A 22,692-nucleotide genomic window follows, 5' to 3' on the forward strand; every position below is an offset into this window, starting at 1 on the left:
ATCGATATGCAAAATCGTACCATGTTTGAAAATTGAAAATAACAAATTGGTTATATATCCTAACAGAGTTTTCAATAGGTGATGGAAAGAACGGATAGTTTCTCCAATTCCGTTAATGATAAAGGGAGATAACTTTCGGAGTGATGGCGATATGAAAAGAAGGCGTTTTACACGATCCTCTTCATTGCTGGAGGATCAAATAAGGCAGGAGTTTCATAACAGCGAAGATCTCAAGCTTAAAACCGTTAAGCTCGATGGCCTCACACTTACACTTGTGTATCTTGACGATATTTCTGATCGAATGGTGATTCAAAAGACGATCATTAGTCCACTACTTACCATTTCAGACGATCAAACAAGAATTAGCGCAGCTGATCTTCCTGATCTTATTCCTATGGCTGCAATTAACAATATTAAAGATAATAGCCTCATTTCAAGGCACCTCATGGATGGATGCACCGTTATTATTGCTCGTGAGGAAGACATTGACACTGTTTACGCTGTGATAACGACCTATTCTGTGAAGCGCTCACCTGATGAACCGGTCAATGAACCGACGATTAGCGGTCCACGGGATGGTTTTATAGAATGCCTGCAAGACAACAAAGCATTATTACGTGCTCACTTAAAAACAAGTGACCTTTTATTTGAACAACATCTGATTGGAAAAGACGTTGTGAAATACATCTCTTTAACGTATTTGCAAGGAAAAGCCGATCGAAAATTAATTGAAGAAATCAGAGAACGAATAAACGAAATCAATGCTGATTATATAACTGATGCAGGGATACTTGAACAGCTCCTTGAGCGAAATCCGCTGTCAGTCTTTCCCGAATTAACATCAACACAGCATCCAACGAAGGTAGCAAACGCCTTACTTGAAGGACGCGTCGCAATTATGACAGACGGCTCTCCCACTGTCCTTATTGCGCCTACAACGCTTAACATGCTTCTTCAAACACCTGACGATTACTACTTTAAATGGATTCCTGCTTCATTAATTCGGTTATTAAGCTATTTTACTGCACTTATTTCTGTACTATTGCCTGCAACTTACATTGCTTTAGTCTCGTTTCACCACGGGCTTATTCCCACTAGCCTGGCCGTTTCTTTATCCAAAACAAGAGAAGGTGTCCCGTTCCCCTCGGTAATTGAAGCTTTTATTATGGAGCTTACGATCGAAATTTTACGGGAAGCAGGCGTAAGGTTACCAAAACCAATCGGATCCACCGTTAGTATTGTAGGAGCTATTGTTATCGGTGAAACGGCGGTCAGCTCGGGTATCGTGAGTCCAATGATGGTGATGGTCATTTCATTCACAGCGATCTGTTCATTTGCAATTCCTAATTATCAACTCAGCCTGGCGTTAAGAACAATTCGTTTTTTCTTCCTGTTCTCTGCAGCCATACTTGGTGTATACGGTTTGCTAATCGCTATTTTCATCGTAACCACTCATTTAATCAAACTTAGAAGCTTTGGGACGCCATACATGGAACCATTTGCGCCTATTCAGCTGAAAAGCTGGAAAGATTCGTTTGTACGTCTTTATTATCGTGTAGGAAAGAAGGATAGGAAACTACATGAAAAATAACCATACCTCCCTTCCAATCATCATTTTCATCATATCAACGATCGTCGGTGTCGGAATTGTAACGTTGCCAAGACAAACCGCAGCAGTCGTTGGTCAACCAAACATGTGGATGAGCGTTATTCTAGGAGCTGGCATTGCGTTTATAAATGCGATTTTTCTATTTATGCTCATAAAACGATTTCCTATGAAAACAGTTTTTGATATAGGCACAGAATTAACGGGAAAATGGATCGGAAAAGGGATTAATCTCATTTTTGTTACCTACATGATCGCCATCTCATCCTACATCATTCGAACAATGGCCGAGATCGTGAATTACTACCTGCTCGATAATACGCCGAAGTTCGTCGTCTTACTCGTACTCGTCGTTTCATGTATGTATCTTGTATCTAGCGGCCTTTCCAATATTATTCTTTTTTTTCAACTGTACTTTCCAATCATCTTATTCATGTTTTTTGTCTTAACTCTTCTTAGTATCAAAAATATTGAACCAACACACTTACGCCCCATCTTCTATTTTGATGGAATCGAAATATTAAAAGGAGCTCACACAACCTTTTTTTCATTTGTTGGATATGAACTGATTATGGTGTTGTCTGGTAAATTTACGTTTACGAAATGGAAACCAACGCTCACCATTTTCAGCATCAGTATTGGGAGTGTTTGTGTGATTTATGTTCTCTTCTTCATTCTTAACATCGGAGTCCTTAGTATCGAGGAACTAAAGGTAATAACATTTCCAACAATTGAAATGGCAAAAGCAATCGAATTTCAGGGGTTCTTCTTTGAGCGATTCGAACTTCTCTTCCTATTCGGATGGATCATTACGATCTTCACGACTTTAGCCGCCTATTACTATTCGGCAGTGCTTGGAATGAGGAAAACGTTTCAGGTAAAAAACACCCTCCCTATGAATATCATGATTGGATTCATCATTCTGATGCTCTCGTTATTACCGTCAGGCATTACTGAACTATTTTCTTACGGGACATACGTGAATTATTTATCCTACACCGTTCTCATCGCGCTACCCCTATTGCTTCTAGTGCTCTCGTTTAGAAGGGGGACTGCTTAATGAAGAGAACTTACCTATTTCTAGCTGTCATTCAACTCATCTTGCTTACGGCGTGCTGGGATAGTAATGAAATTGAAGATCTCGGCATGATCATGGGGATTGGACTTGATTACCATGAAGACAAAGAGGAAGTGTTTGCCTTAACAAACCAATACGTCGTTCCAAATAACATCCAAGGAACAGAGACTGGGACGACTGGAGAGCAGCCCTTTCAGAACATAACTTTAAATGGGAATAATTTCTTTGAAGTGATTCGAGAAAATTCACTTGAAACCGACCGGCCACCTAACTATACTCACCTTAAATCCATGGTTCTCTCGGAAGAGCTTCTACAAAAAGAACCGATCAAGCAACTCATCAGTTTCTTTTTGCGTGATCATGAATTTAGGAGAACTGTTTCCTTATTTATTTCAAGAGAGCCTGCCGCTTCGATACTAAATGTCGATCCAACAAAAGAAATGTTTCCTGCCGTACAGCTTAAGGAGCTAACTCAAAACAAAGAGCGGAGTCTGTATGTATTGGATAACCTCAAATTCGGAGAAGCCTCCAATAAGATTACAGAAGATGCAAGCTTCGTCATTCCTGAAGTAGGAATTCACGATAATAGACTCCGATTGCTTGGGGGCGGGATTATATCAAATAAAAACGAAAAATTAGTTGGCTGGCTTTCACCAGAAGAAGTTGGAGGTTTTAAATGGGTGACAGATGAAGTTCAGGGTGGGATCGTAACCATTGAAGCGGAAGAGTCTAGAGAAGATCAAGTCGTCCTAGAAATAATGAAATCGAACACAATCGTTAAGCCAAATGTAGAAAACGGAAAGCTAACCGTCGACCTTATTGTAGAAAGTTCTTTGCGACTTGCGGAGGACTGGGAGATAGAACGCGACGTTTTCAAAGAAGGGTGGGAAACGCCACTCCAAGAAAAGGGACAACAAGTCATCAAGAAAGATATTGAACGCGTTCTTTCCATCGCTCAGAAAGAACAGCAACTCGATTTTCTGGAAATTGGCACATGGGTAAAAATCAAACAACCTCGATACTGGAAGGAACACGAGAAGAATTGGGAAAACATTTTCCCTTCCCTTACTGTTAATGTAGACGTGAATCTCACCATAACAGGGTATGGGACTCAGGATATTAATTAATGAGAGCCAATTAACATCATACGTAATCAATAATAAAAGCAGCGCTCTTAATTAGAAGCGCTGCTTTATTTATGAGAAACTTAGCCGTGATTTTTAGCAATACCTGCTAATTCTTCTTTTGTTCGAAATCCAACCGCATTCTCAACAAGTTCGCCATCTTTAAAGAAAAGCAATGTTGGAATGCTCATCACGTCGTACTTTCTTGCTGTTTCTGGATTTGAATCCACGTCAAGTTGAACAATTTTTAATTGCTCGCCTAGTTCTTCATCTAGTTCATCTAACACTGGCGCGATCATTTTACATGGGCCACACCATGGCGCTCCTAGATCTGCTAGAACGAGTCCTTGATTTGTTTCTTCTTCGAAGTTTTGGTCCGTTACTTTTTGTACTGACATTATATCTCTCCTCTTACTTTATTTTTATAACTACTAAAAACTAATTTAGTGGTTAGAATACTACATTATGTTATAATCGATGTCAACGATAAAGCAAAAGGTGTGTTTCAACATGATACTCGAAACGAGTTTTTCCCATTTTTCTAATTTCCTATTTATTAACTTAATGAACACTCTAAAAATACAAAATCAAAACCCTATCGATCTGCTATTAACGGAAGAGAACGTCGTTCAGTGGATCACATTAATGGAAAACAAGGGGTTGTTAAACAAGAAACAAGTAGAATTCATTAAGAAGGATCCTATTTATACAAATGACATTCAACACTTTCGGAATCAATGTCGTGAATACTTCGCTTCGAACCTTTCTCAAATCGATTTTTTCGAATTGCTAAGTAATGTGACAAAAGCGACCCCACTTTCTTTTACGATCGATGAAAAGTCCCTTATCCCGCTCCCTATTGAGGGTGGAACGAAAGGTTTACTCTCACTCATTGCCTATCAGATGCTTGATCATGAAACAAGTGGTGTATTGGATAAAGTAAAAGCATGCGAAAGTGAACATTGCTTAGCTTTCTTCGTCAATAAGAAGGGAAAGCGGAAATGGTGTTCGATGGAGGTTTGCGGAAATCGTACAAAAGCTAAAAAGCATTATCATAATAAAACCAAAACAGCTTCTTCTAACGAATAAAAAAAAGGATGAGGTCCCTAGGGATCTCAGCCTTTTTTGTAGCTTATCTATTATGAATTTGTCACAAGCTCAACTGGCTTGGATTCTGGCACAATCGTCTGCTTCACTTCTTCACGACCAGCGCGCTTAATGAAGAATGAGAGCACAAATGCTAGTCCTGCAATAAATGTAGCAACAAAGAAGGCGAAGTTAATTCCTTCAAGCATCGCCTGCATGGCGATTTGTTGCTGCATCGTAGGATCTACTGCTCCGCTTGTCGCAGCTTCCCTCGCGAGGTCAGCTGCAGCTGATTCTGTTCGGTTAGACATAATCGTAACGAGAAGCGCAGTACCAATGGCGCCTGCTACCTGGTTTAACGTATTGTTCATCGCTGTACCGTGTGGATAGAAACGAGCTGGTAGCTGATTTAATCCATTCGTTGATACAGGCATCATAACCATTGACATCCCGAACATGCGCACAGCATGAAGAATCATAATATAGTTATACGTTGTATCCATAGACAATGTACTAAACAGGTATGTTGTGACAACTGTAATAGCAAGACCCGTTGTCGCTAGAATGCGACCGCCAATTTTATCAAATAAGCGTCCTGTGATCGGAGACATAAATGCCATCACAAGTGCACCCGGAAGCATCATCAACCCTGCATCCAGTGGTGAAATGCCTCGAATGGTTTGCACGTAAATCGGGAGCAACAGCATCCCTGAAAACATCGCCATATTTAAAACCATAGTAATGGATGACGAAAGAGCGAACATTGGATATTTGAAAATCGAAAAATTCAACATTGGTCGTTCTTGTTTCGACTGTCTAATAATAAACGTCGTCAGAGAAATAACCCCAATTCCAATCGTTAAATAAACTTGCGGGCTATCCCATCCTTTATTCCCTGCAGAACTAAAGCCGTAAAGAATACCTCCAAAACCAATACTTGATAAGATTAGAGAAAATAAATCCAGACGAATGTTTACTTTTTCTTTCTTATCCTTCAACAAGAAGAAACCAAGTAGAAAAATCGTAATAGCAATTGGAGTCACGAAATGGAAAAGCATTCTCCAATCGTAGTTTTCAATAATCCAACCAGAGAGCGTCGGACCGATTGCTGGCGCCGCCATGAGAATTAAACCGAAAACACCCATTGCCGCCCCTCTTTTTTCAATTGGAAAGCTAACGAGCATGACATTCATCAAAAGCGGCATCATAATCGCTGAACCTGAAGCTTGAAGCATTCTTCCTCCAAGTAGAACCGGGAAGATCTCCGCCATCCCAGCAACAACTGTACCAATTGTAAATAATCCAATCGCAACAAGAAATAAGCGACGCACGGAATATTTCTCAATAAGAAATGCCGTTGCCGGAATCATAATACCGTTCACAAGCATAAATCCTGTTGTAAGCCACTGAACCGTAGCCGTTTCAATTTGTAAATCTGCCATAATCGATGGCAACGCAATATTAAGCAATGTATTATTTAAAAACGCAATAAAAGCACCAACAATCAGAATCGCAAGAATGCCGTACTTTGGTTTTGGCGTCTCTTTCACTGATTGACTCATCATCATTCCCCCATATACCTTTAGTTCAATTATTTATACCATCGGTTCAAATCTCTAATATCATATACCATGAGTTCAATTTTTGCAATCATTATTTCTTCCCGATTTGAAAGGATTTGTTTCTAATCAAGAAATAAGGTATGATCAATTTTATACCGGCAGTACAACAATAAATTTCATGTAAATATAACGAAGTAAAAGGTGATAGAATGAACGATCGCAAACAGCACGTTATTAAGATGGCGCATCAGCTTTTTATTGAAAGAGGCTTTCAGGCAACATCCATTCAAGACATACTCGAATATAGCGGCATTTCAAAAGGCACGTTCTACAATTACTTCTCATCAAAAAATGAGTTATTAATTGCTCTTTTCAAAGCTCTTTATGGCTCAATGGAAACAAGCCGGGATGAATTGCTGATCGGACAGGACCGTGCTGATCTTACTATCTTTATTAAACAAATTGAACTGCAAATGAATACGAATAAGAAAAACAAGCTGATTACACTTTTTGAAGAAGTGTTTGTCTCGAATGATGAGGATTTGAAGGATTTCCTAAAAGAAGGACAAAAGAGAATGATTCAGTGGGTATTCAATCGTTTTCTTGAGCTATTCGGAGAAGATAAGCGAGCATATCTACTTGATGGGGCGATTATGTTTCTCGGCATACTTCACCACAATGTCAAGTACTATTCGATTGCAAACGGTCCGAGCGTAGACATTTCCCCCGTTGTCCACTATAGCGTCCAGCGTATCGTGACCATCGTTAACGATGCCGCTGCCGCAGAAGAACAACTGAACAAACCTGAACAGATGAGTACCTGGCTACCAAATGCAACGAGTTCCGATGAGGATTTCAAAGAAAAACTTCATCAAACAATCGCAACTCTGAAGAGGGGCTTGAACGAGAAACACACGAAATCAATAGAACTTCTAGACTTTATCCAGGATGAATTTCTTCATTCTAAGAAGTCACGAGAATTTCTCATTGAAAGCGTTCTTTGTTCATTGAGGAACGATCAAACGCTTGACCAAAAATCCGTTGCTACGCTCGATGAATTAGTAAAAGGGTATTTTGTGAAAGTAGCTGAAGCTTGCGAACGTTCAGACACATAATGAGCACTAATGTCATAGAAAAAAGCCGCCCAGTTTGCCTTGGCGGCTTTCATACTAACTAACTTCTTTACGACCGTACAAAGATTAGAATTATGCCGATTTTACCGCACTCTCCACTTCCACTTAGATATCAAATTGAATAAAAGATCTCAATAAATGCTGCTTGGATCAAATCTGGACTTCATTTCGTTTAATCGCTTCCCTTTCCACTCTGTCCATAAATTCCTGAACAACATTCATTTGATCTTTTTGACGGCTTAGCTTAAGCATGGCGCGCCCCACAAAATTCACGCCTTTATTTTGACCTTCGTAAATGAATTTCGTTTCGCTTTCACTCACTTTTTCAAGTATAAATCCAAGCGATATTTCAAACGCCTTTCCTAACACAAAACTAATCCGTTTCTCTTTATATTCTTCTCGATCCTCGTAGGCGATCGTCTCAACCATGTAAGTTTCAAGTCTTTTTCCTTCCCGATACGTTTGACGATGCTTCGCTCCGACTTGATCCTCTTCCAATTCCATTAATACATGCTCTTCAACTTTCGGCATAATCATTTGAATATTTTCGTCTCTAAACAAATCCCAAACCGTTTCGATCGACACACGAATCATTTTCTCTTCTTTCCAGCTAATCATTCTTTTCCCTCCCTGATTTAAGAAACTCATCAATGTCGTTAAGTTGAAGTTGCAAATCGTTTATTTGTTCTTCTATACGCAATTTCTTTTGACTCAAAAGATCTTCTAAATGAGCGAATGACTCATCTTCCATCACAGACTTCATTTCCTGAATGGTAAATCCAAACCGCCTTAGCTTTGCTAATAATAGTGCTAGAAAATAACTGCCATCATCGTAGTATTTATAACGGCTGTTCGGATCGATATAGGCTGGCTCTAACAGCTTAACTTCTGCGTAATAGCGAAGCGTTTCTTTACTTAACCCAGTTAACTGAGCAAACTCGCTTATTTTATACATGTCCCCTCCCCCTTCATCATAAACTGCGGGGTACACCACCTAGTCAAGCATACTATATCAATTATTTAGAACGGGGTCAGGCCAACCTCCCCCTTTAAACGAAAAAAGGAACGCTTAACTCTAAGCGTTCCCTCATTTCTTATTTTTTTGTGATCAACACGCGTCCTACTGAACGATCCGTTGCTTCACCTGTTACTTTGAATTTCAAGCCATATTGAGGTACATTACGTCCTGCATCAGGGATGGCTTCATTCAAATAACTTTTCTTATCGTTGAACTCTTTCACAAATTGATTTTTCTTATCTGTCATTGTGCGACCAAGAAGCTCGCTGTAGTCAATGAACATCTTCTCATCTTTACGAAGGCTGAATGCCGCATCATGAATTTGGTAACGTGTTTGGGCAACCGTTCCGTCACTCCAGAACAATTCGTGCTGATCCGCATCGACAACCCCAAGGAATCCTTCGCCAGGGTGAACGCCTGTCCAGTTATCAGAATACTTGTTATCCACGTACCAAACAACTAAACCAGGATCATAAGACATCAAGCTAGCACCACGACGAATGTGATCAAGTCCTTCATCGACACCTTGATGATTTCTCCATTCAAGAAGGTAGTAGTGTTCTGAAACCTTCACTCCTTTATCCTTTGCAAAACCATCTAACGCCACTTTAGGCTCACCTTCTGCATCGTCAAAGAGAAGCTCGTTCCCATCAGCAGTGACGCGAATATCATCAACATAGAAGCCAGGGTTAATCGCAGCTCCATCTGTCCAATAGTTCACTTTCACTTGAACGTCCTTTCCAGCGTAAGAACTCAAATCAAATGTAGCATCAATCCAACCATTTGAGTTACCCGTAATCCCATGTCCAGGATTACTATCATTAGGATTTGTATCTGTGGTAATGTTTCCAGGAATGGATGTCCAAACTTCGCCATCTTCACTTACTTGAATCGAACCATAATCCCAGTCCTCTTCAATGTCATACCATGTCTTAAACGTCAATTCGGCTGATGACGCATCTGAAAGATCTACATTCATGACAGCGGAATTATCTAAATCATTATCACTTCCACTGAAATACTCGAATTCGCCGCTAAATGGCGTGTTAATTTCCGTTTCTTTGTCTGGAAGGTTGATACGAAGCGCGTCAAGGTTTGTCCCTTTCGTGTTCGCTTGATCCAAATATACTTCCAAACCTTTTTTGCCAATCTCATCTAAATCAACTTCATCATACTTCAACCAATTTCCACCTTGAGCAGCCTGAAGAAATTCTTTAGACCATGCGCTGAAACCAGTAGGTTCTGTTCCAGGAAGTGCACCAGCCCAGCTTCCGCTCGCCATGATTGACCAGTAAGATACTGCTTCACCAGCCCCAGAATATTGTGTGTCGTACTCATCTGGTAAACCTAAATCGTGACCATATTCATGAGCAAACACTCCTGCTGCTCCGTCAGCTGGTTCAATAGTATAGTCATATGCATACATGGAACCTGCACCAAAGTAATCCTCCTCTGGTTCTGGTGATCCTTCGATTGGGAAAATACTACCAAGGTTCCAGCGGTGAGACCAAATCGCATCAGATCCTAATTGTCCACCACCAGCTTCTTCTCCAACTGCTGAGTGAACAACCATCAAGTGATCAATAAGACCATCTGGCTCACGGAAATTACCGTCACCGTCAAGATCATAGCGATCTTCTTGATCATATTCTGCTAGATTGACAGAAGGATCAGCAGCCGCTGCATTCAAGGCTTCTTTTACAAGACCACGCGCATTCTTGTCGCTATCATCTTCTGTCGGATAGTTACCACCGTATTCAGCTGCATTTTGGGATGCCATATACCAACCAGCAACAGTGCCATCTACCGTGTAAGCGCCATTTGATTGTTCTTCATAATATTGTTTCATAGAGATAAGATCTTCACCATTCGGACCTTCATACCCATCTTCACCGAAAATCATATCTTGATAGTGTTCTTTCACGTAATCTTCATAATACATATCAGATTCATCTGGCTGAATACTGTTGTGTGGAAAATCAGGGAATTCGACTAAAAGGACTAGGACGTTATCAGAACGAACATCACCGTGGTAGTCTTCTTCAACGACTTTATCAAGTTTCTTGCCGCCTTTTTTTCCTTTATCCTTTCCCTTACCTTTATTATCATTCTTTAACTTTTCTTTAATGTCAGCTTCAACCTCAAGCTTTTCATCTTCTAATTCCCCGTTCGTATCTTTTTCCATAAGCGACTCAGACTTTTCTTTCAAAAACACATCCAATGCTTGTTCTGCTTCTTTGGCAGATGCGTTTTTAGAGATTTTCCCACTCTCTTTCAGCATTTCAATTAGCTTTTCTTCATTTGCAATAGCTAGATCAAATGGACCTTGCTTATGTACAACTTCTTCCTTCACTTGCGGCGTGTCTACACTAGCTTGACTACTTGCTCCAGGTGCTGTGAAAGCACTTAAGGTTAGCGCAGCCACCATCGCCATTGACAGTACATTTTTCCCCTTCAAAATCTCATTCCCCCTAGAAAATGTTTTTTACAATAGTTTTACAATAATCATACTATAATCCTTTTTCAGAAAAATTTGAATGATTCAAAAGTATCGATATTACCTATCAAACTTCTTTTTATGACGGTTTTTCTTACTAATAAATGATTATTCATACAATAGACTCAGACCTAAAGGACCATTACCTTATCGCTTTATTTATTTTCTTGCAATAACGCTTCAACACATTAAACCGAATAAATTATCTAAATAATAAGAAGAAAAAACCCTGCAAATCAGGAATCCTATTTGCAGGGTTTTCTATGAATTATGTGTGTCAATAATTACTTTAACTTCTCCCCAACATCAGTAAAGATGTTAACCATCAACAGTATGGTTAAAAACCAATTATAGATCATTATACTTTCTTCGCTATCTTGAAAATATATTACCAATACGCTCAAAAGGAGAAGGTAAATGACAACAGGTTTATTCAACTTTACTCACTCCCATCCGACATTTATGTGATTTCATCACACCACGAAGCATCCAATTATTTCTAACACAAAAACTAAAAAGGAGCCAATGAAGAACGGTATTCTTCATTGACTCCTTAACAACAAATCTCTTGTCTGTTATCTCATATGAAGTTTTTATAAATCTTCTTCCAAATCTTGTCGAATTTGTTTCTTCAAATCCTCGATATATTTCTCACTTGATTTTGAGCCCTGGTCTATCCCTTCTGCTTTCTCCTTCAAGTACTCTTCTAGCGCATTCTGTATTTCGGCTGGCGTCGCACCTTCCTTAATTACTCCGGTAGACTTAAGCATTTCAATGAGCTTCTCATCATTTGCGATCATTCTTGCTTCTTGAGAGAAGTCATCTTCTGATGTAGCGGGAGCTGCCGTCTCTTCCCCCACGTCATCCTTTGATGTATTTACGGTTTGAGCTTCATTTTCCCCGCATCCTGCTAACCCAATGAGTAATAAGATTCCTAATAAAATCGATAGAGACTTTATCTTCATTATGTACTCCTCCATTCGCTCAGCCTTTTCCTAATAAACGAGTCGAGTGGTGAAAAGGTTACACATAGGGATAAAGACACTTGGTGACAGGCACTTACAACTCAAAGCCTTCATAAAGCGGATGATATAGAAGACTGGGGTGAGCTATGCTGATTAAAAAATGCAAGCGAAGCATCGTTAAACTCCCTTGGTTTTTCCACGTTACAAACATGACCGCATTGCTCTAAGATCAAATGCTGTGCCCGTTCATCGCTTTTCGTATCTTCTAATAAAGGATCCAAAAAGAGATGATCCTGTTCCCCAGAAATGTAGAGCTTCGGGATGTTTTGGCTATATTGTTGAACATTCGCATATGCTGCATTTACTTCAGGTGTTAACGCATACCAAGCTAGGAAGTCTCTTCGATTCATTTTAAGAGCTTCTCTGATAAATAGCTCTCTAGAGCTAGCATGATTCGCTTTAGGCATCATAATATATGCGAACAGTTTATATAACCACATATATGGCACGAATGCTTTCACTGCATTTCCAGCACGAAGCATGAAGGTAGCTAATGGCGCATAGCGAGTAATTGCGCCTCCTAGTACAGCACTTTGAACGCGTTCTGGCACTCGTTGAAGCAAATGATGTACGGCAACAGATCCTAGTGAAATGCCTACTAAATGCGCTTTAGAAATCTTCAACTCATCTAGAAGCAGAATCACTTCATCTGCAACTAATTCTCTATTGAAAGGCATGTTGTAACTGTAAGTGCTCGGCGATTTCCCATGCCCTGGTAGGTTGATAGCAAGCACATCATATTCTTTTTTATATGTGGCAATCTGGTTACAGAAGATCCCATAGTTCCCACCAAGACCGTGAATCAACACGATCGTTTCACTGCAGTTCGCCTTCTTACTTTTGTAAAGCTTATAATCAAGCATGCTGTTAAATCCTCTCTGTATAAGGGGTGTTGCGCCCCATAGTTGATCCGATACTCTTGCATAAGTATAACCGTGAATGGGAGGAGATTGAAAGAAGAAAATCGTTAAGTTAATAAGTGTTTAATAAACAGAGAGTACTAGAGAACTCACACTTCTATCTTAAACTTTGCAATGAGTTGGAAGTACGTACCCATACCTCACCTTCAACTAGAAAAAAGCATTTCGGTTTGACCAAAAAAAGAGTGTCCCAAAGTATAACTTTAGTGACACCCTCTTTAAGTCTTCGCTTCTAGCATTATTATTAAATTTTCAAACCTTGATAATTCCTCTATAACTTCACGACTAAAAAGCCTATTGGTAATAAAAGAACAACAGCATTTAAGGCAATCCCCATTACTGCAAGTCTTCTTTTTGAAATGCGAAAAGCAACCACTCCTAGAAAAATGCCGACAGCGCAAATAATGATGGGGAAGAATATAGGGAAGATTTCAATTGTTGCTAGTTCAATAGCTCCGGATAGGAAGCTGCCTGCAATGATAGCAGCAAGACAGCCCGCTACAATGGAAACAATTGCAATAAAGGTACTGCTTCCATTGATTGATGAAGGTTTCTCTGACATATGTCTCTCTCTCCTTTGGTGATAACCATCTCTCTCTACACCCTATTTACCCGAAAAAAATGGAAAATAACCATCCTAATGTTTTGTCGTCGGAAGGATTTGTGTCTCTAGTGCTTGCGCATTTCCTTTCAGCACATCTTCTTCTTTCAGTAAATGAAACAGCCCTCTCATCACAATCTCATCAGGCTTTGACTTTCTAGATTCTTCCGATATGCGATCCGTTACCTCTAGATAGTATTGAGGCTGCTTTAATTCATGGATATTATTATAGAGCGCCTTCCAGGCATTCTCTCTTTTCTCAAACGATGTGAAAGCACCTTCTCGATCCATCCCTACGGAAAAAGGACGCATCATTTCATCATCTAGAAGAGGCGCGCTATTTCCTGCTAGAAAATCCGATGCTAGAATATCAATCTGCCTAACGATGTGCTTTCCAAGCTTTTCTGGAGAAAGCAGGCTCTCAGAAGAAATCATAAGACCAGTATAAGAGGTATAAATGGATTGCGTCATCCACATCAAATCCCATTTATAAGGTGCAATCTTCTCCCCATATAAATCAATCAAATTCCGTTCTAGCCAGCTAAAGAGTCTCCCTCTCATGCGATGGCCCATTCCTTCAAGCTTTTCACTGCTTTGAGCGGATTCCCCGCGCATATGCATTTTCATATAAGATTTATATTCCAATATCCCTTCGAATTGCACTTGAAATTGTTTTGCGAACCGCTCATATGGTGGTAGATTACCGTCTAATCCCACAACAAAAGCACGTTCAAAAACGAGCTGTTGATAGTGTTCATAAATCGAAATAATCAAATCTTCCTTAGATGGAAAAAATGAATAAAGCGAACCTTTTGAGACACCCACGCTATCAGCGATCTGCTGCATCGATGTATGCGTGTATCCTTTCTCTGCGATCAATTCAACAGCCGCTTCTAATATTGCTTTTCGTTTATCCATATCGTTCACCTCGATGTCTTCTTCCATCAGAATACACTACTTGATGAGTGGAATGATAGTCACAATATGCCCTCGAGCTTAAACTGGATATCTCGATTTAAAGAAGAAGTTTACATAACCATACCTGACTAACCTTTCCCCTTTCGAATTCGTTTTCTAGCACACTCATTTCTTGACTTCCAAGCTGATCTCAGTAAAAATGACTATTGAGTCAAGCACATTAAAACTTTATATTTCAACAAATATGGGGTATAAATGACATCAGATTGACCGAACAGTCGAAAACGAACAGAGGAGGCTCTCATATGTTGAAATGGATTTTACAACGTTCCAAGCTCTTTATGATATTTATTTTATTATTTGTCATTGTTGGAGTGTTTACATTCATTCAACTTCCACAGCGTGAAATTCCGGAAACAACAGTAAATATCGGAACGATTAGCACCGTTTATCCTGGTGCAACGGTGGACACAGTTGAACGATCAATTACGAACCCAATCGAGTCATCGCTCAGTTCGATCGATGGCATCGCTGAAGTGACATCTTCTTCAGCAGCAGGCTTTTCGAACATTGTGATCGAAGTAGCGGAAGGAGAAAGTAAGAAGGAAGTGTTTGGTGACGTACGCCAGGCCGTTTCCGATGCCTCGACTTCATTTCCTGACGAAGCTTTCGAACCAGATGTAAATGAATCAACGGCAAAAATGCCGATTGTTTCCTACCATCTTACAAGCGATAACCGCGACAACCTCCTCTCTCTTGAAGAAGAATTAAATCGATGGAAAGAGGAAGTCGAAGAATTATCAGGCGTTTCTGGCGTTACGATCAAAGGACTGCCTGAAGAACAAATTTTAATTGAATTAAAACAAGAGGAATTAAAAGATTCCGGCTTGAACGTTACCGACGTTCAAAGTGCCATTAATAATGAATACTACCCAACTCCTCTAGGAAAACAGAAAATGGATGAAGAAGTTGTTCAGCTTTCTGTTGAAAACTACGATTCACTCGATGAGATGGAAGAGTTATTTGTAGGTGAAAGCCCTGATGGAGACGCGGTTTACTTAAAAGACATTGCAAGCGTTGAAGTTAGTCCAAAAGACGTTGAAGATATTATCACTTTTGAAGGACAGCCATCTGTTTCCTTCACCGCTTACGTAAAGTCCGGGGAAGATATCCCAACTGTCGATGAGCGTGTGAGTGATAAAGTGGATGAGCTTTCAGAAGGCCTGCCTTCAGACGTAGAGCTAGAGCCTTATTACTCTCAAGCATCCATCGTAACGGATATTTTTGATGGCCTATTCCTATCCCTAGCCATTTCTGTGCTTGCCGTTATTGTGGCAACATCTCTCGGGCTTTCTGGATCAGGTGCGCTCGTCGTAGCACTTGCAGTTCCCATTTCCGTTCTAATGGGCTTTATTCCACTACCTTTTGCTGATGTGGATCTAAACCAGATCTCCGTCATCGGGTTAATCATCGCACTCGGTATTATCGTTGATGACTCGATCGTCATAAACGACAACATACAACGAAGATATAAGCTCGGCGATAAAGGGCTAATGGGAGCCGTTAATGGCGTGAAAGAGATTTGGGTGTCCATCGTGACCTCCTCTCTAGCGATCGTCTTTACCTTCCTGCCACTGATTTTCCTTTCAGGTGGTAATGGGGCATTTATACGCGCGTTGCCAACAGTGCTCATTACAACGATTATTGCATCAACATTAGTGGCACTCATTTTCGTACCGATTTTGCGCTACTTCTTAAGCCGTCGATCGAAGAAGCCGATGTCAGATGCACCAGGACTTCTTGGCAAACCGTTAAATAAGCTTGCCGATGTTTATGCCGACAAGCTTCTAAAGAAATTTTCAAAAAAACCAATTCTTGTTTCTATTCTTGGTCTTGTGTTCACGACAGCGATCTTCGGATTAGTCGTCTTAACACCGTTTGAATTCTTCCCACCTGCTGATAAGGAAGAAGTAACGGTCGACATCACGCTTCCAATCGGAACGCCGATCGAAGACACACACGATACGCTTCAAGAGATTGAAGAAAAACTGAAAACAGATGACGGCGTATATGAAACAAGCGTCTTCACAGGCACAGGTACTCCTGGTCTCTTCAACAGCTCGCTAACAAGCACTGGTGAAAATACTGGCCAAATCGTTGCCAGAGTCGATCGAGAAAACCAGACAACGCAAGGACTCATTGACGACTGGACAGATAAGCTCAGAAATGATTACCCGGATGCTGAGATTTTCATGGAAACGATCCAGCAGGGACCTCCTGCAGGAGCACCTGTGACCGTTACCGTCTCAGGACCAGAAATTGATAAGCTTATCGACCTTAGAGATGAGCTAACTAAAGAGATCGAAGGACTTGAAACAGACCTCGTCGTTGATAACGTAGGTGACTTCGAACCTTCTCTCGAATATATACCAGATCGTGATGCACTCGAAGAAAATGGCATTACAGTCAATCAGATCAGCCAGCAAATTCGACTAGCAACGGCAGGTATTCCACTAAAAGCATTTGATAATGGCGTTGTAAAGCGTGATATGAATATCGTGCTAGAAGGTAGCAAAGATGAAGTCGATCTTTCCAGCCTTGAGCTTCCAGCCGCATCAACAGGTGGACCACCTGAACTCATCTCATTAGATGAGCTTGTGACAACAGAACAAAGTGAACAAATCCAAAAGATTCCTCACATTGATGGTGAACGCTCGATTACACTTCGTGCCTTCCCTAAGGATGAGGAGAATTATGAAGCAAACGTAACAGAAATTGTGGAAGATCAGCGCGATCAGCTTGAAGATGCTGATTACAGCATTACACTTGGCGGTGAAAACGAAGCCCAAAGTGATTTCTTTGCTGAAATCACCGTACTCTTCATCATCGTACTCTTCCTAGTGTACCTATTGATTGCCCTGCAATTTAATTCACTTTCACTTCCGTTCCTAGTTCTCGTTGCCGTATACCTCGCAATCGCGGGTGCGATTCTTGGACTATTCGTTACCCAAACGCCAATTAGTTTCCTTGGTGTTATGGGAATGGTATCTCTCACCGGTATCGTAGTGAGAAACTCGGTTGTGTTAATTGAATTTATCGAACAAGCACTGAAAAAAGGCATGGATGTAAAAGACGCAGTTATTGAGTCCGGTCGTGTTCGCTTACGCCCCATTCTACTTACCGCGATTACATCAATCGTTGCCCTTATCCCAGTTGCCGTAAGCGGCGATGCACTCTTTACACCGCTTGCCGTTACGATCATATCAGGTATCCTTTTCTCAGCCGTCTTAACGCTGATTATGGTTCCGATGCTTTACCTTGTTTTGTATCGATTTAGAGGCAAGAAAAAAGCACAAGAAGAAATGTAAGTAAAAAACGTTCAGAGGAAATCCTCTGAACGTTTTTTTGTGTAAATGAATCGTTCTGCTATACTACATTTTTCGATACATATTTTTATACAGTGATGGTTTATGATTTTCTTCCCAAAGGCAAAAGTTTTCACCTTTTTCAAATTTATTGAGTGAAATTTCTCTGAATCATGTAAAATCAAGATAAAGGAGTGAACTATGAAAACAACTATTTACAAACATCTATTTCATTATTTAAAATTCATCTTACCTCTTTTTCTTTTTGTGCTAGCAGTGATTGAAATCATCCCTTTCATCTCTAGCATCAATCCGGATCTTCTTCGGAATGAAGTTAATCAGTTTAACATAGGCAAACTTGTTCTCGTTTTATTAATTTCTATGGGAGCCGTTAGCCCAATGTTCTTATACGACTCATTGCTCTTAAAATCATTGCAGAAAACATTTCCAAAAAAACAGCTGTTGAAGCAATCGTTTATCGTCAATGCTTTCTCTAACCTGATCGGATCTGGTGGAATTATTAGCGGTATGCTTAGAAAATACTTTTATCAAACTTATGAGGTAGATAAGCAGAAACTATCTAAATCCATTGGAAACATTTCGTATTTTTATTTGACTGGGTTATCTTTCCTTGCACTCACAATTCTTTTCGCTTATAGAGATAGCCTTCTTTTGGAAGAGTTCCTATGGCTTTATGTCGTTGTTATAGCAGTTGGACTGTATCTGCCTGTACTGCTTTTTCAATTCGTTCGTCATCGTGATAAAAGCTCTCCTCGGTTCTTTGGTTCACAAACGAAATTCCAGCTCATCGCCGTCTCTTTCCTTGAGTGGACATTTGCGTTCCTTGCCGTCTGGTTACTAGCAAACATACTTGAACTGAGCATTTCTTTTCACGAGTTATTCCCCATCTTTGTTGTCGCCTCATGCGTTGGGATTGTGAGCATGATCCCGGGCGGACTCGGTTCATTTGATTTGATTTTCATTTGGGGAACCGAGCTTGTTGGTGTCCAAGATGAGAAAGTCTTTTTTCTACTCATTCTCTATCGAGGCGGATACTTTATCTTTCCATTCTTACTCGCTGCGATTCTTTTTGTAAGAGACTATTGGGAGAAATGGAATGCAAACTGGGATAGCCTCCCACTTGCCCTTATTCAAAGGCTAAGTCACGTGATGCTTACGCTGCTTGTGTTTATTTCGGGCTTAATTTTACTATTGTCTGCGGCCTTACCTGGCATTATCGATCGGTTAAAAATTCTAGAAGAAATGCATTCACTACCGTTTCTTGTTAACCTTTCCCATCAGCTTTCCGTTGGAGCTGGCTTTGCCTTACTCGGGTTATCAAGAGGCATTGAGTACAAGGTGAAAAGAGCATATTATCTCACCATCGTCGTCCTTTTCGCAGCAGCTGCCTTTACCTTTTCTAAAGGGATCGATTACGAGGAAGCAATCTTTCTCTTACTCGTTGCCTTCATTCTCTATATGTCGAGAACGCGCTTCTATCGCGAGAGCTATGTATTAACGTGGAGCAAAACCATTATTGATGGGCTAGTGATCCTATTCATCACGTCGATGTATGTGTTAATTGGATATTTAAGCTTGCCTTCATCAAACGGCGTTATTCCACCACAAGTCTTGCCATATGTTATTACGGATTACCACACGCTGTTTTATAGTGCATTAATTGGTTTAATGATTGCGCTAATTGTTTTTGTGATTGGGACCGCCGTGATTAAACCGAGAAACCCAATCAAGGAATCATCACCTGAACATGATAATGAAATACGAGAGCATCTTGTAACCTACGGTGGAAATACGTTAGCTCATTTAATTTTCCTGCACGATAAATCAATCTTTTGGAACTCCAAAAAAACGGTCTTAATCTGTTTCCAAAAATCATCGGATAAACTCGTCGTTCTCGGCGATCCGATCGGACAGAAAGAAGCATTTCCTGAAGCTATCGAAGAGTTTCAACACCTGGCAGACATCCAGGGCTATACCCCAGTGTTCTATGAAGTTAGTAACAGCCTGCTTCCCATTCTCCATGAAAAAGGCTTTGGTTTCTTTAAGCTTGGTGAAGAAGCATTCGTAGATTTAGATCAGTTCACGCTATCTGGAAAGAGAATGAAAGCATTGCGTGCTGTTAAAAATAAATTCGAGCGAGAGAATTTTCAAGTTGAAATCGTAAGGCCTCCGCACAGTGAAGAGCTTTTGCAGAAGCTAAAAAACGTATCTGACGAATGGCTACAGGGAAGAAATGAGAAAGGATTTTCGCTCGGATTCTATCATATGGACTATCTAAACAAATCAGAGATCGCCATTATGAAAGAACACGACAGGATCATCGCGTTTACCAGTCTCATGCCAGTCTATGATAACAACAAAACGGTATCTGTGGATTTAATGCGTTTTCTGCACGATGCCCCACCAGGTACAATGGACGTCATGTTTCTCTCTTTATTTGAATGGGCTAAGACTGAAGGCTACGAGCGCTTTAATCTAGGGATGGCTCCACTTTCGAACGTGGGTCAATCCAAGTTCTCTTTCCTAAGTGAGCGAATCGCCGCCCAAATCTTTCTTCACGGTCATATCTTCTATCATTTCCAGGGCCTACGAAAGTTCAAAGGGAAATACGCCCACACCTGGGAACGCAAGTACCTTGCCTATCGAAAGAAATCGTCCCTTCCTTTCACAATGGCGCAAGTGTCGCTGTTGATTGGGAGGAAGAGAAAATGACTGTCAAACGTAATGGGGGTCAGGTGCGTACCTGACCCCCATTACAAACATTCGTCCCATCACGACGAACAGTTCTATGATTATAGTTGTATCTTCCCCTTATTAAACATTACGCTTCTCCAACTTCCTCAACTTATATTGATACGAAAGATAAGGCATCCCTGTGAAGATCAACACAATAAAAGTCGCGTAACTCGCATATTCACTAATATCCCCAACAACTGTAGGGAGAAATCCATTCTCACTACTAAACAACAACACGACTAGCATAATAGCGATTAGAAATGCTGGCAGGGCAACCTTTTTCATAGATTGGCTTTCCTTTTCATACTTCTCTTTGATGGTAGCCTGGTCTGAATAGATTGGGGTAGTGCCTGGTGCTGCCGAAAAGATGTGCATGACACCCGCTCCAGTACAAACATGCTTCCATCCTGCTTCTTCAAAGTAACTAAAGTACTCGGCATCGGCCACTGACTGATAGTCTAGTGAATAAATCACGTCTTCTGGTTCTCCTTTACGAAATACAAAACCCGAGAACGCAAACTTCTCTATAAACCATCCCCTTCGCGCAAACTTACCGAGTCGCTCCATCTCTTTCTCTTCGAAAAAAGCTAAACCGCTGCTTATCACATATTTCTTTTTCCCCAATACACTCACTCTCCTTTATTTGCGAGTATTTCTTCTCCGTGCTGAATCATTAGGCGTTTTCGTTCGATTTCTTTTTTTACTAGCTGAACACCTTTTTCTGTCGTTACATACACCTTTTTCTTATCACTCTTATCATGCAGCTTTATCAGTTCTGCTCCAAGTAACTTTTTGATCGTGGTATACATGGACGCAGGTCCAACTACAACCGTCTGATCTGTCATTTCCTCAATTGTTTTCATAATTAAATATCCGTGTTTAGGCTCCATCAGTGAGAGAAGAATGTAATAAGATGTATCTGTTAGCTCTCCCACTTCAAGAGAATCATTTCTTGGCATTCGCTTCCTCCAATCTTATATCGTTTAATGATATATCAATAAATGTAATATATCAGGTAATGATATATTAAGCAACCACTTATTGAAAAATAAAATCATTCTTTCTCAGAGGTGAAAACGGAAAATCACATAAAAAAAGAGCTTGGAGGCGTAAAAGCCATTCCTAGCTCTGTTCTTTCCTTAAGGATTAAAGCTCCTCCATAAGGATAAACGGCACTTTATTTTGTCATTAATTTGGATAAAGAAGTGACGCCCCATGTTACAAGAAATATAGCTACTACAAATGATAATCCTAGTCCTCCAAAAAAGAATACATTACCCATAAAAACGCTCCTAATTCTTTTAGATCGCTCTATCATTTCCAAATATTAAGATCATATGCCTATAAAACTGACACATCAGAAATTATTCATGTTCCTCATCACTTTCTTCAATCAAGATTTTCAATAATAAAACCTCAGTATCCTCTTGAATCATTTTCTCAACATCATCTTTGCTCCCCAAATCATAGGTTCTCATTTGATTCGACGAAGTGCCCCTATACGCTGCTAGCACTTTCTCTTCATTTAATAGTAAATCCACCTTTTCATCTGGAAACGCATAATCCCATGTTGTCATTGATGTTTCTGACTTCTTTTTTTCAACGCTTTTATTTGGAGATGAACTAAGGCCTGGAGCATAAAGAAAATAAGAAGGTTCACCTTCATTAGACTGAATGATCCCAAATCCTACATGCCCTTTAGACGTTTCATCTGGAATCGGACTCTGACCATACATAAGTTCCGTAATAGGCTCACGATCTTTCTCCCCATCTTGATACCGCTCAACCCAAAGCCTTACCCAGCGTTTATCTGCGTTCTCTAATTCGAATTCAAAATCGAATAGATTACCAAGATTCAACTCTTCGAAAGTTTTTACATAATCCGAATCAGGCATCGGCTTAATCTCAGCCGTTTTATCCTCATTATTCGCACAGCTTGATAACAGTAGCGTTCCCAATAGAATGAAAGGAGCCAGAACTTTCATTTTCACTAGTTTTCCTC

General features: G+C 40.3%; 19 protein-coding genes. 7 read left to right on the plus strand and 12 right to left on the minus strand.

Annotation, left to right across the window (positions count from 1 at the left end):
* The first annotated feature begins 151 nt into the window (after positions 1-151).
* The 3 genes from ABVF21_RS14345 to ABVF21_RS14355 are packed head-to-tail and all read left to right on the plus strand — an operon-like array spanning position 152 to position 3,811.
* Positions 152-1,591: a spore germination protein gene (locus ABVF21_RS14345; protein ID WP_371018437.1), complete on the plus strand. Its 1,440-nt coding sequence runs from the start codon at positions 152-154 to the stop codon at positions 1,589-1,591.
* The gene (locus ABVF21_RS14350) at positions 1,581-2,666 is read left to right on the plus strand and encodes a GerAB/ArcD/ProY family transporter (protein WP_303529357.1); all 1,086 of its coding nucleotides are present in this window, start codon (positions 1,581-1,583) and stop codon (positions 2,664-2,666) included. Before ABVF21_RS14345 ends, ABVF21_RS14350 begins: the two co-directional genes overlap by 11 nt.
* Entirely contained in the window at positions 2,666-3,811 is a 1,146-nt protein-coding gene (locus tag ABVF21_RS14355; protein ID WP_371018438.1) for a Ger(x)C family spore germination protein, read from the plus strand. The genes ABVF21_RS14350 and ABVF21_RS14355 overlap by 1 nt, the downstream gene beginning before the upstream one ends.
* Before the next feature lie 80 nt (positions 3,812-3,891).
* Here ABVF21_RS14355 and trxA read toward each other — a convergent pair whose 3' ends face one another.
* The gene (trxA, locus tag ABVF21_RS14360) at positions 3,892-4,206 is read right to left on the minus strand and encodes a thioredoxin (protein WP_303529363.1); all 315 of its coding nucleotides are present in this window, start codon (positions 4,204-4,206) and stop codon (positions 3,892-3,894) included.
* A 112-nt stretch (positions 4,207-4,318) separates the two neighbouring features.
* On the opposite strand from trxA, the gene ABVF21_RS14365 reads away from it, so the two are divergent.
* A complete protein-coding gene (locus ABVF21_RS14365) occupies positions 4,319-4,897 on the plus strand; it encodes a CGNR zinc finger domain-containing protein (RefSeq protein WP_303529366.1) in 579 nt (192 codons plus the stop codon).
* Between the two features lie 50 nt (positions 4,898-4,947).
* On the opposite strand, the gene ABVF21_RS14370 is transcribed toward ABVF21_RS14365, so the two are convergent.
* Positions 4,948-6,456 (minus strand): DHA2 family efflux MFS transporter permease subunit, encoded by a 1,509-nt coding sequence (locus ABVF21_RS14370; RefSeq protein WP_371018439.1) that lies wholly within the window; start codon positions 6,454-6,456, stop codon positions 4,948-4,950.
* A gap of 209 nt (positions 6,457-6,665) precedes the next feature.
* Here ABVF21_RS14370 and ABVF21_RS14375 point away from each other — a divergent pair, with 209 nt between their 5' ends.
* Positions 6,666-7,571, plus strand: a complete 906-nt coding sequence (locus tag ABVF21_RS14375; RefSeq protein WP_303529370.1) for a TetR/AcrR family transcriptional regulator — start codon at positions 6,666-6,668, stop codon at positions 7,569-7,571.
* Positions 7,572-7,739: 168 nt separating this feature from the next.
* Here ABVF21_RS14375 and ABVF21_RS14380 read toward each other — a convergent pair whose 3' ends face one another.
* The 7 genes from ABVF21_RS14380 to ABVF21_RS14410 form a co-directional block, all read right to left on the minus strand.
* Positions 7,740-8,207 carry an SRPBCC family protein gene (locus ABVF21_RS14380; protein WP_303529371.1) on the minus strand — a complete coding sequence of 156 codons (468 nt, stop codon included), beginning with the start codon at positions 8,205-8,207 and terminating at the stop codon, positions 7,740-7,742.
* Complete coding sequence (locus tag ABVF21_RS14385; protein WP_371018440.1) at positions 8,200-8,544, minus strand: MerR family transcriptional regulator; 345 nt, start codon at positions 8,542-8,544, stop codon at positions 8,200-8,202. The genes ABVF21_RS14380 and ABVF21_RS14385 overlap by 8 nt, the downstream gene beginning before the upstream one ends.
* A gap of 139 nt (positions 8,545-8,683) precedes the next feature.
* On the minus strand, positions 8,684-11,065 hold the full coding sequence (locus tag ABVF21_RS14390) for an immune inhibitor A domain-containing protein (RefSeq protein ID WP_371018441.1): 2,382 nt from the start codon (positions 11,063-11,065) through the stop codon (positions 8,684-8,686).
* A gap of 632 nt (positions 11,066-11,697) precedes the next feature.
* On the minus strand, positions 11,698-12,069 hold the full coding sequence (locus tag ABVF21_RS14395) for a hypothetical protein (protein WP_371018442.1): 372 nt from the start codon (positions 12,067-12,069) through the stop codon (positions 11,698-11,700).
* A 110-nt stretch (positions 12,070-12,179) separates the two neighbouring features.
* The gene (locus ABVF21_RS14400) at positions 12,180-12,992 is read right to left on the minus strand and encodes an alpha/beta fold hydrolase (RefSeq protein ID WP_371018443.1); all 813 of its coding nucleotides are present in this window, start codon (positions 12,990-12,992) and stop codon (positions 12,180-12,182) included.
* A gap of 328 nt (positions 12,993-13,320) precedes the next feature.
* On the minus strand, positions 13,321-13,611 hold the full coding sequence (locus tag ABVF21_RS14405; RefSeq protein ID WP_371018444.1) for a hypothetical protein: 291 nt from the start codon (positions 13,609-13,611) through the stop codon (positions 13,321-13,323).
* A 75-nt stretch (positions 13,612-13,686) separates the two neighbouring features.
* Entirely contained in the window at positions 13,687-14,568 is an 882-nt protein-coding gene (locus ABVF21_RS14410; protein ID WP_371018445.1) for a TetR/AcrR family transcriptional regulator, read from the minus strand.
* A 305-nt stretch (positions 14,569-14,873) separates the two neighbouring features.
* Here ABVF21_RS14410 and ABVF21_RS14415 point away from each other — a divergent pair, with 305 nt between their 5' ends.
* Both ABVF21_RS14415 and mprF read left to right on the plus strand, forming a co-directional pair.
* Entirely contained in the window at positions 14,874-17,936 is a 3,063-nt protein-coding gene (locus tag ABVF21_RS14415) for an efflux RND transporter permease subunit (RefSeq protein ID WP_303529392.1), read from the plus strand.
* Positions 17,937-18,134: 198 nt separating this feature from the next.
* Complete coding sequence (mprF, locus tag ABVF21_RS14420) at positions 18,135-20,666, plus strand: bifunctional lysylphosphatidylglycerol flippase/synthetase MprF (protein ID WP_371018446.1); 2,532 nt, start codon at positions 18,135-18,137, stop codon at positions 20,664-20,666.
* Between the two features lie 102 nt (positions 20,667-20,768).
* Here mprF and ABVF21_RS14425 read toward each other — a convergent pair whose 3' ends face one another.
* The 3 genes from ABVF21_RS14425 to ABVF21_RS14435 all read right to left on the minus strand — a co-directional run bounded on the left by ABVF21_RS14425 (position 20,769) and on the right by ABVF21_RS14435 (position 22,681).
* Positions 20,769-21,314, minus strand: a complete 546-nt coding sequence (locus tag ABVF21_RS14425; protein ID WP_371018447.1) for a DUF2812 domain-containing protein — start codon at positions 21,312-21,314, stop codon at positions 20,769-20,771.
* A gap of 5 nt (positions 21,315-21,319) precedes the next feature.
* The gene (locus ABVF21_RS14430; RefSeq protein ID WP_303529399.1) at positions 21,320-21,649 is read right to left on the minus strand and encodes a PadR family transcriptional regulator; all 330 of its coding nucleotides are present in this window, start codon (positions 21,647-21,649) and stop codon (positions 21,320-21,322) included.
* Positions 21,650-22,054: 405 nt separating this feature from the next.
* Positions 22,055-22,681, minus strand: a complete 627-nt coding sequence (locus tag ABVF21_RS14435) for a hypothetical protein (RefSeq protein WP_303529400.1) — start codon at positions 22,679-22,681, stop codon at positions 22,055-22,057.
* Between the last annotated feature and the right edge of the window lie 11 nt (positions 22,682-22,692).

Origin of the sequence: Pseudalkalibacillus sp. JSM 102089, assembly GCF_041366475.1 — a bacterium.
In the GTDB taxonomy this organism is placed as follows: Bacteria; Bacillota; Bacilli; order Bacillales; family Guptibacillaceae; genus Guptibacillus; species Guptibacillus hwajinpoensis_B.

Bases quoted from the DNA above. Each gene is read 5' to 3' on its own strand.
- ABVF21_RS14430 (WP_303529399.1), bottom strand. From the start codon at position 21,649: ATGCCAAGAAATGATTCTCTTGAAGTGGGAGAGCTAACAGATACATCT.
- ABVF21_RS14355 (WP_371018438.1), top strand. From the start codon at position 2,666: ATGAAGAGAACTTACCTATTTCTAGCTGTCATTCAACTCATCTTGCTT.
- ABVF21_RS14365 (WP_303529366.1), top strand. From the start codon at position 4,319: ATGATACTCGAAACGAGTTTTTCCCATTTTTCTAATTTCCTATTTATT.
- trxA (WP_303529363.1), bottom strand. From the start codon at position 4,206: ATGTCAGTACAAAAAGTAACGGACCAAAACTTCGAAGAAGAAACAAAT.
- ABVF21_RS14410 (WP_371018445.1), bottom strand. From the start codon at position 14,568: ATGGATAAACGAAAAGCAATATTAGAAGCGGCTGTTGAATTGATCGCA.
- mprF (WP_371018446.1), top strand. From the start codon at position 18,135: ATGAAAACAACTATTTACAAACATCTATTTCATTATTTAAAATTCATC.
- ABVF21_RS14400 (WP_371018443.1), bottom strand. From the start codon at position 12,992: ATGCTTGATTATAAGCTTTACAAAAGTAAGAAGGCGAACTGCAGTGAA.
- ABVF21_RS14375 (WP_303529370.1), top strand. From the start codon at position 6,666: ATGAACGATCGCAAACAGCACGTTATTAAGATGGCGCATCAGCTTTTT.
- ABVF21_RS14395 (WP_371018442.1), bottom strand. From the start codon at position 12,069: ATGAAGATAAAGTCTCTATCGATTTTATTAGGAATCTTATTACTCATT.
- ABVF21_RS14370 (WP_371018439.1), bottom strand. From the start codon at position 6,456: ATGAGTCAATCAGTGAAAGAGACGCCAAAACCAAAGTACGGCATTCTT.
- ABVF21_RS14415 (WP_303529392.1), top strand. From the start codon at position 14,874: ATGTTGAAATGGATTTTACAACGTTCCAAGCTCTTTATGATATTTATT.
- ABVF21_RS14385 (WP_371018440.1), bottom strand. From the start codon at position 8,544: ATGTATAAAATAAGCGAGTTTGCTCAGTTAACTGGGTTAAGTAAAGAA.
- ABVF21_RS14380 (WP_303529371.1), bottom strand. From the start codon at position 8,207: ATGATTAGCTGGAAAGAAGAGAAAATGATTCGTGTGTCGATCGAAACG.
- ABVF21_RS14405 (WP_371018444.1), bottom strand. From the start codon at position 13,611: ATGTCAGAGAAACCTTCATCAATCAATGGAAGCAGTACCTTTATTGCA.
- ABVF21_RS14350 (WP_303529357.1), top strand. From the start codon at position 1,581: ATGAAAAATAACCATACCTCCCTTCCAATCATCATTTTCATCATATCA.
- ABVF21_RS14345 (WP_371018437.1), top strand. From the start codon at position 152: ATGAAAAGAAGGCGTTTTACACGATCCTCTTCATTGCTGGAGGATCAA.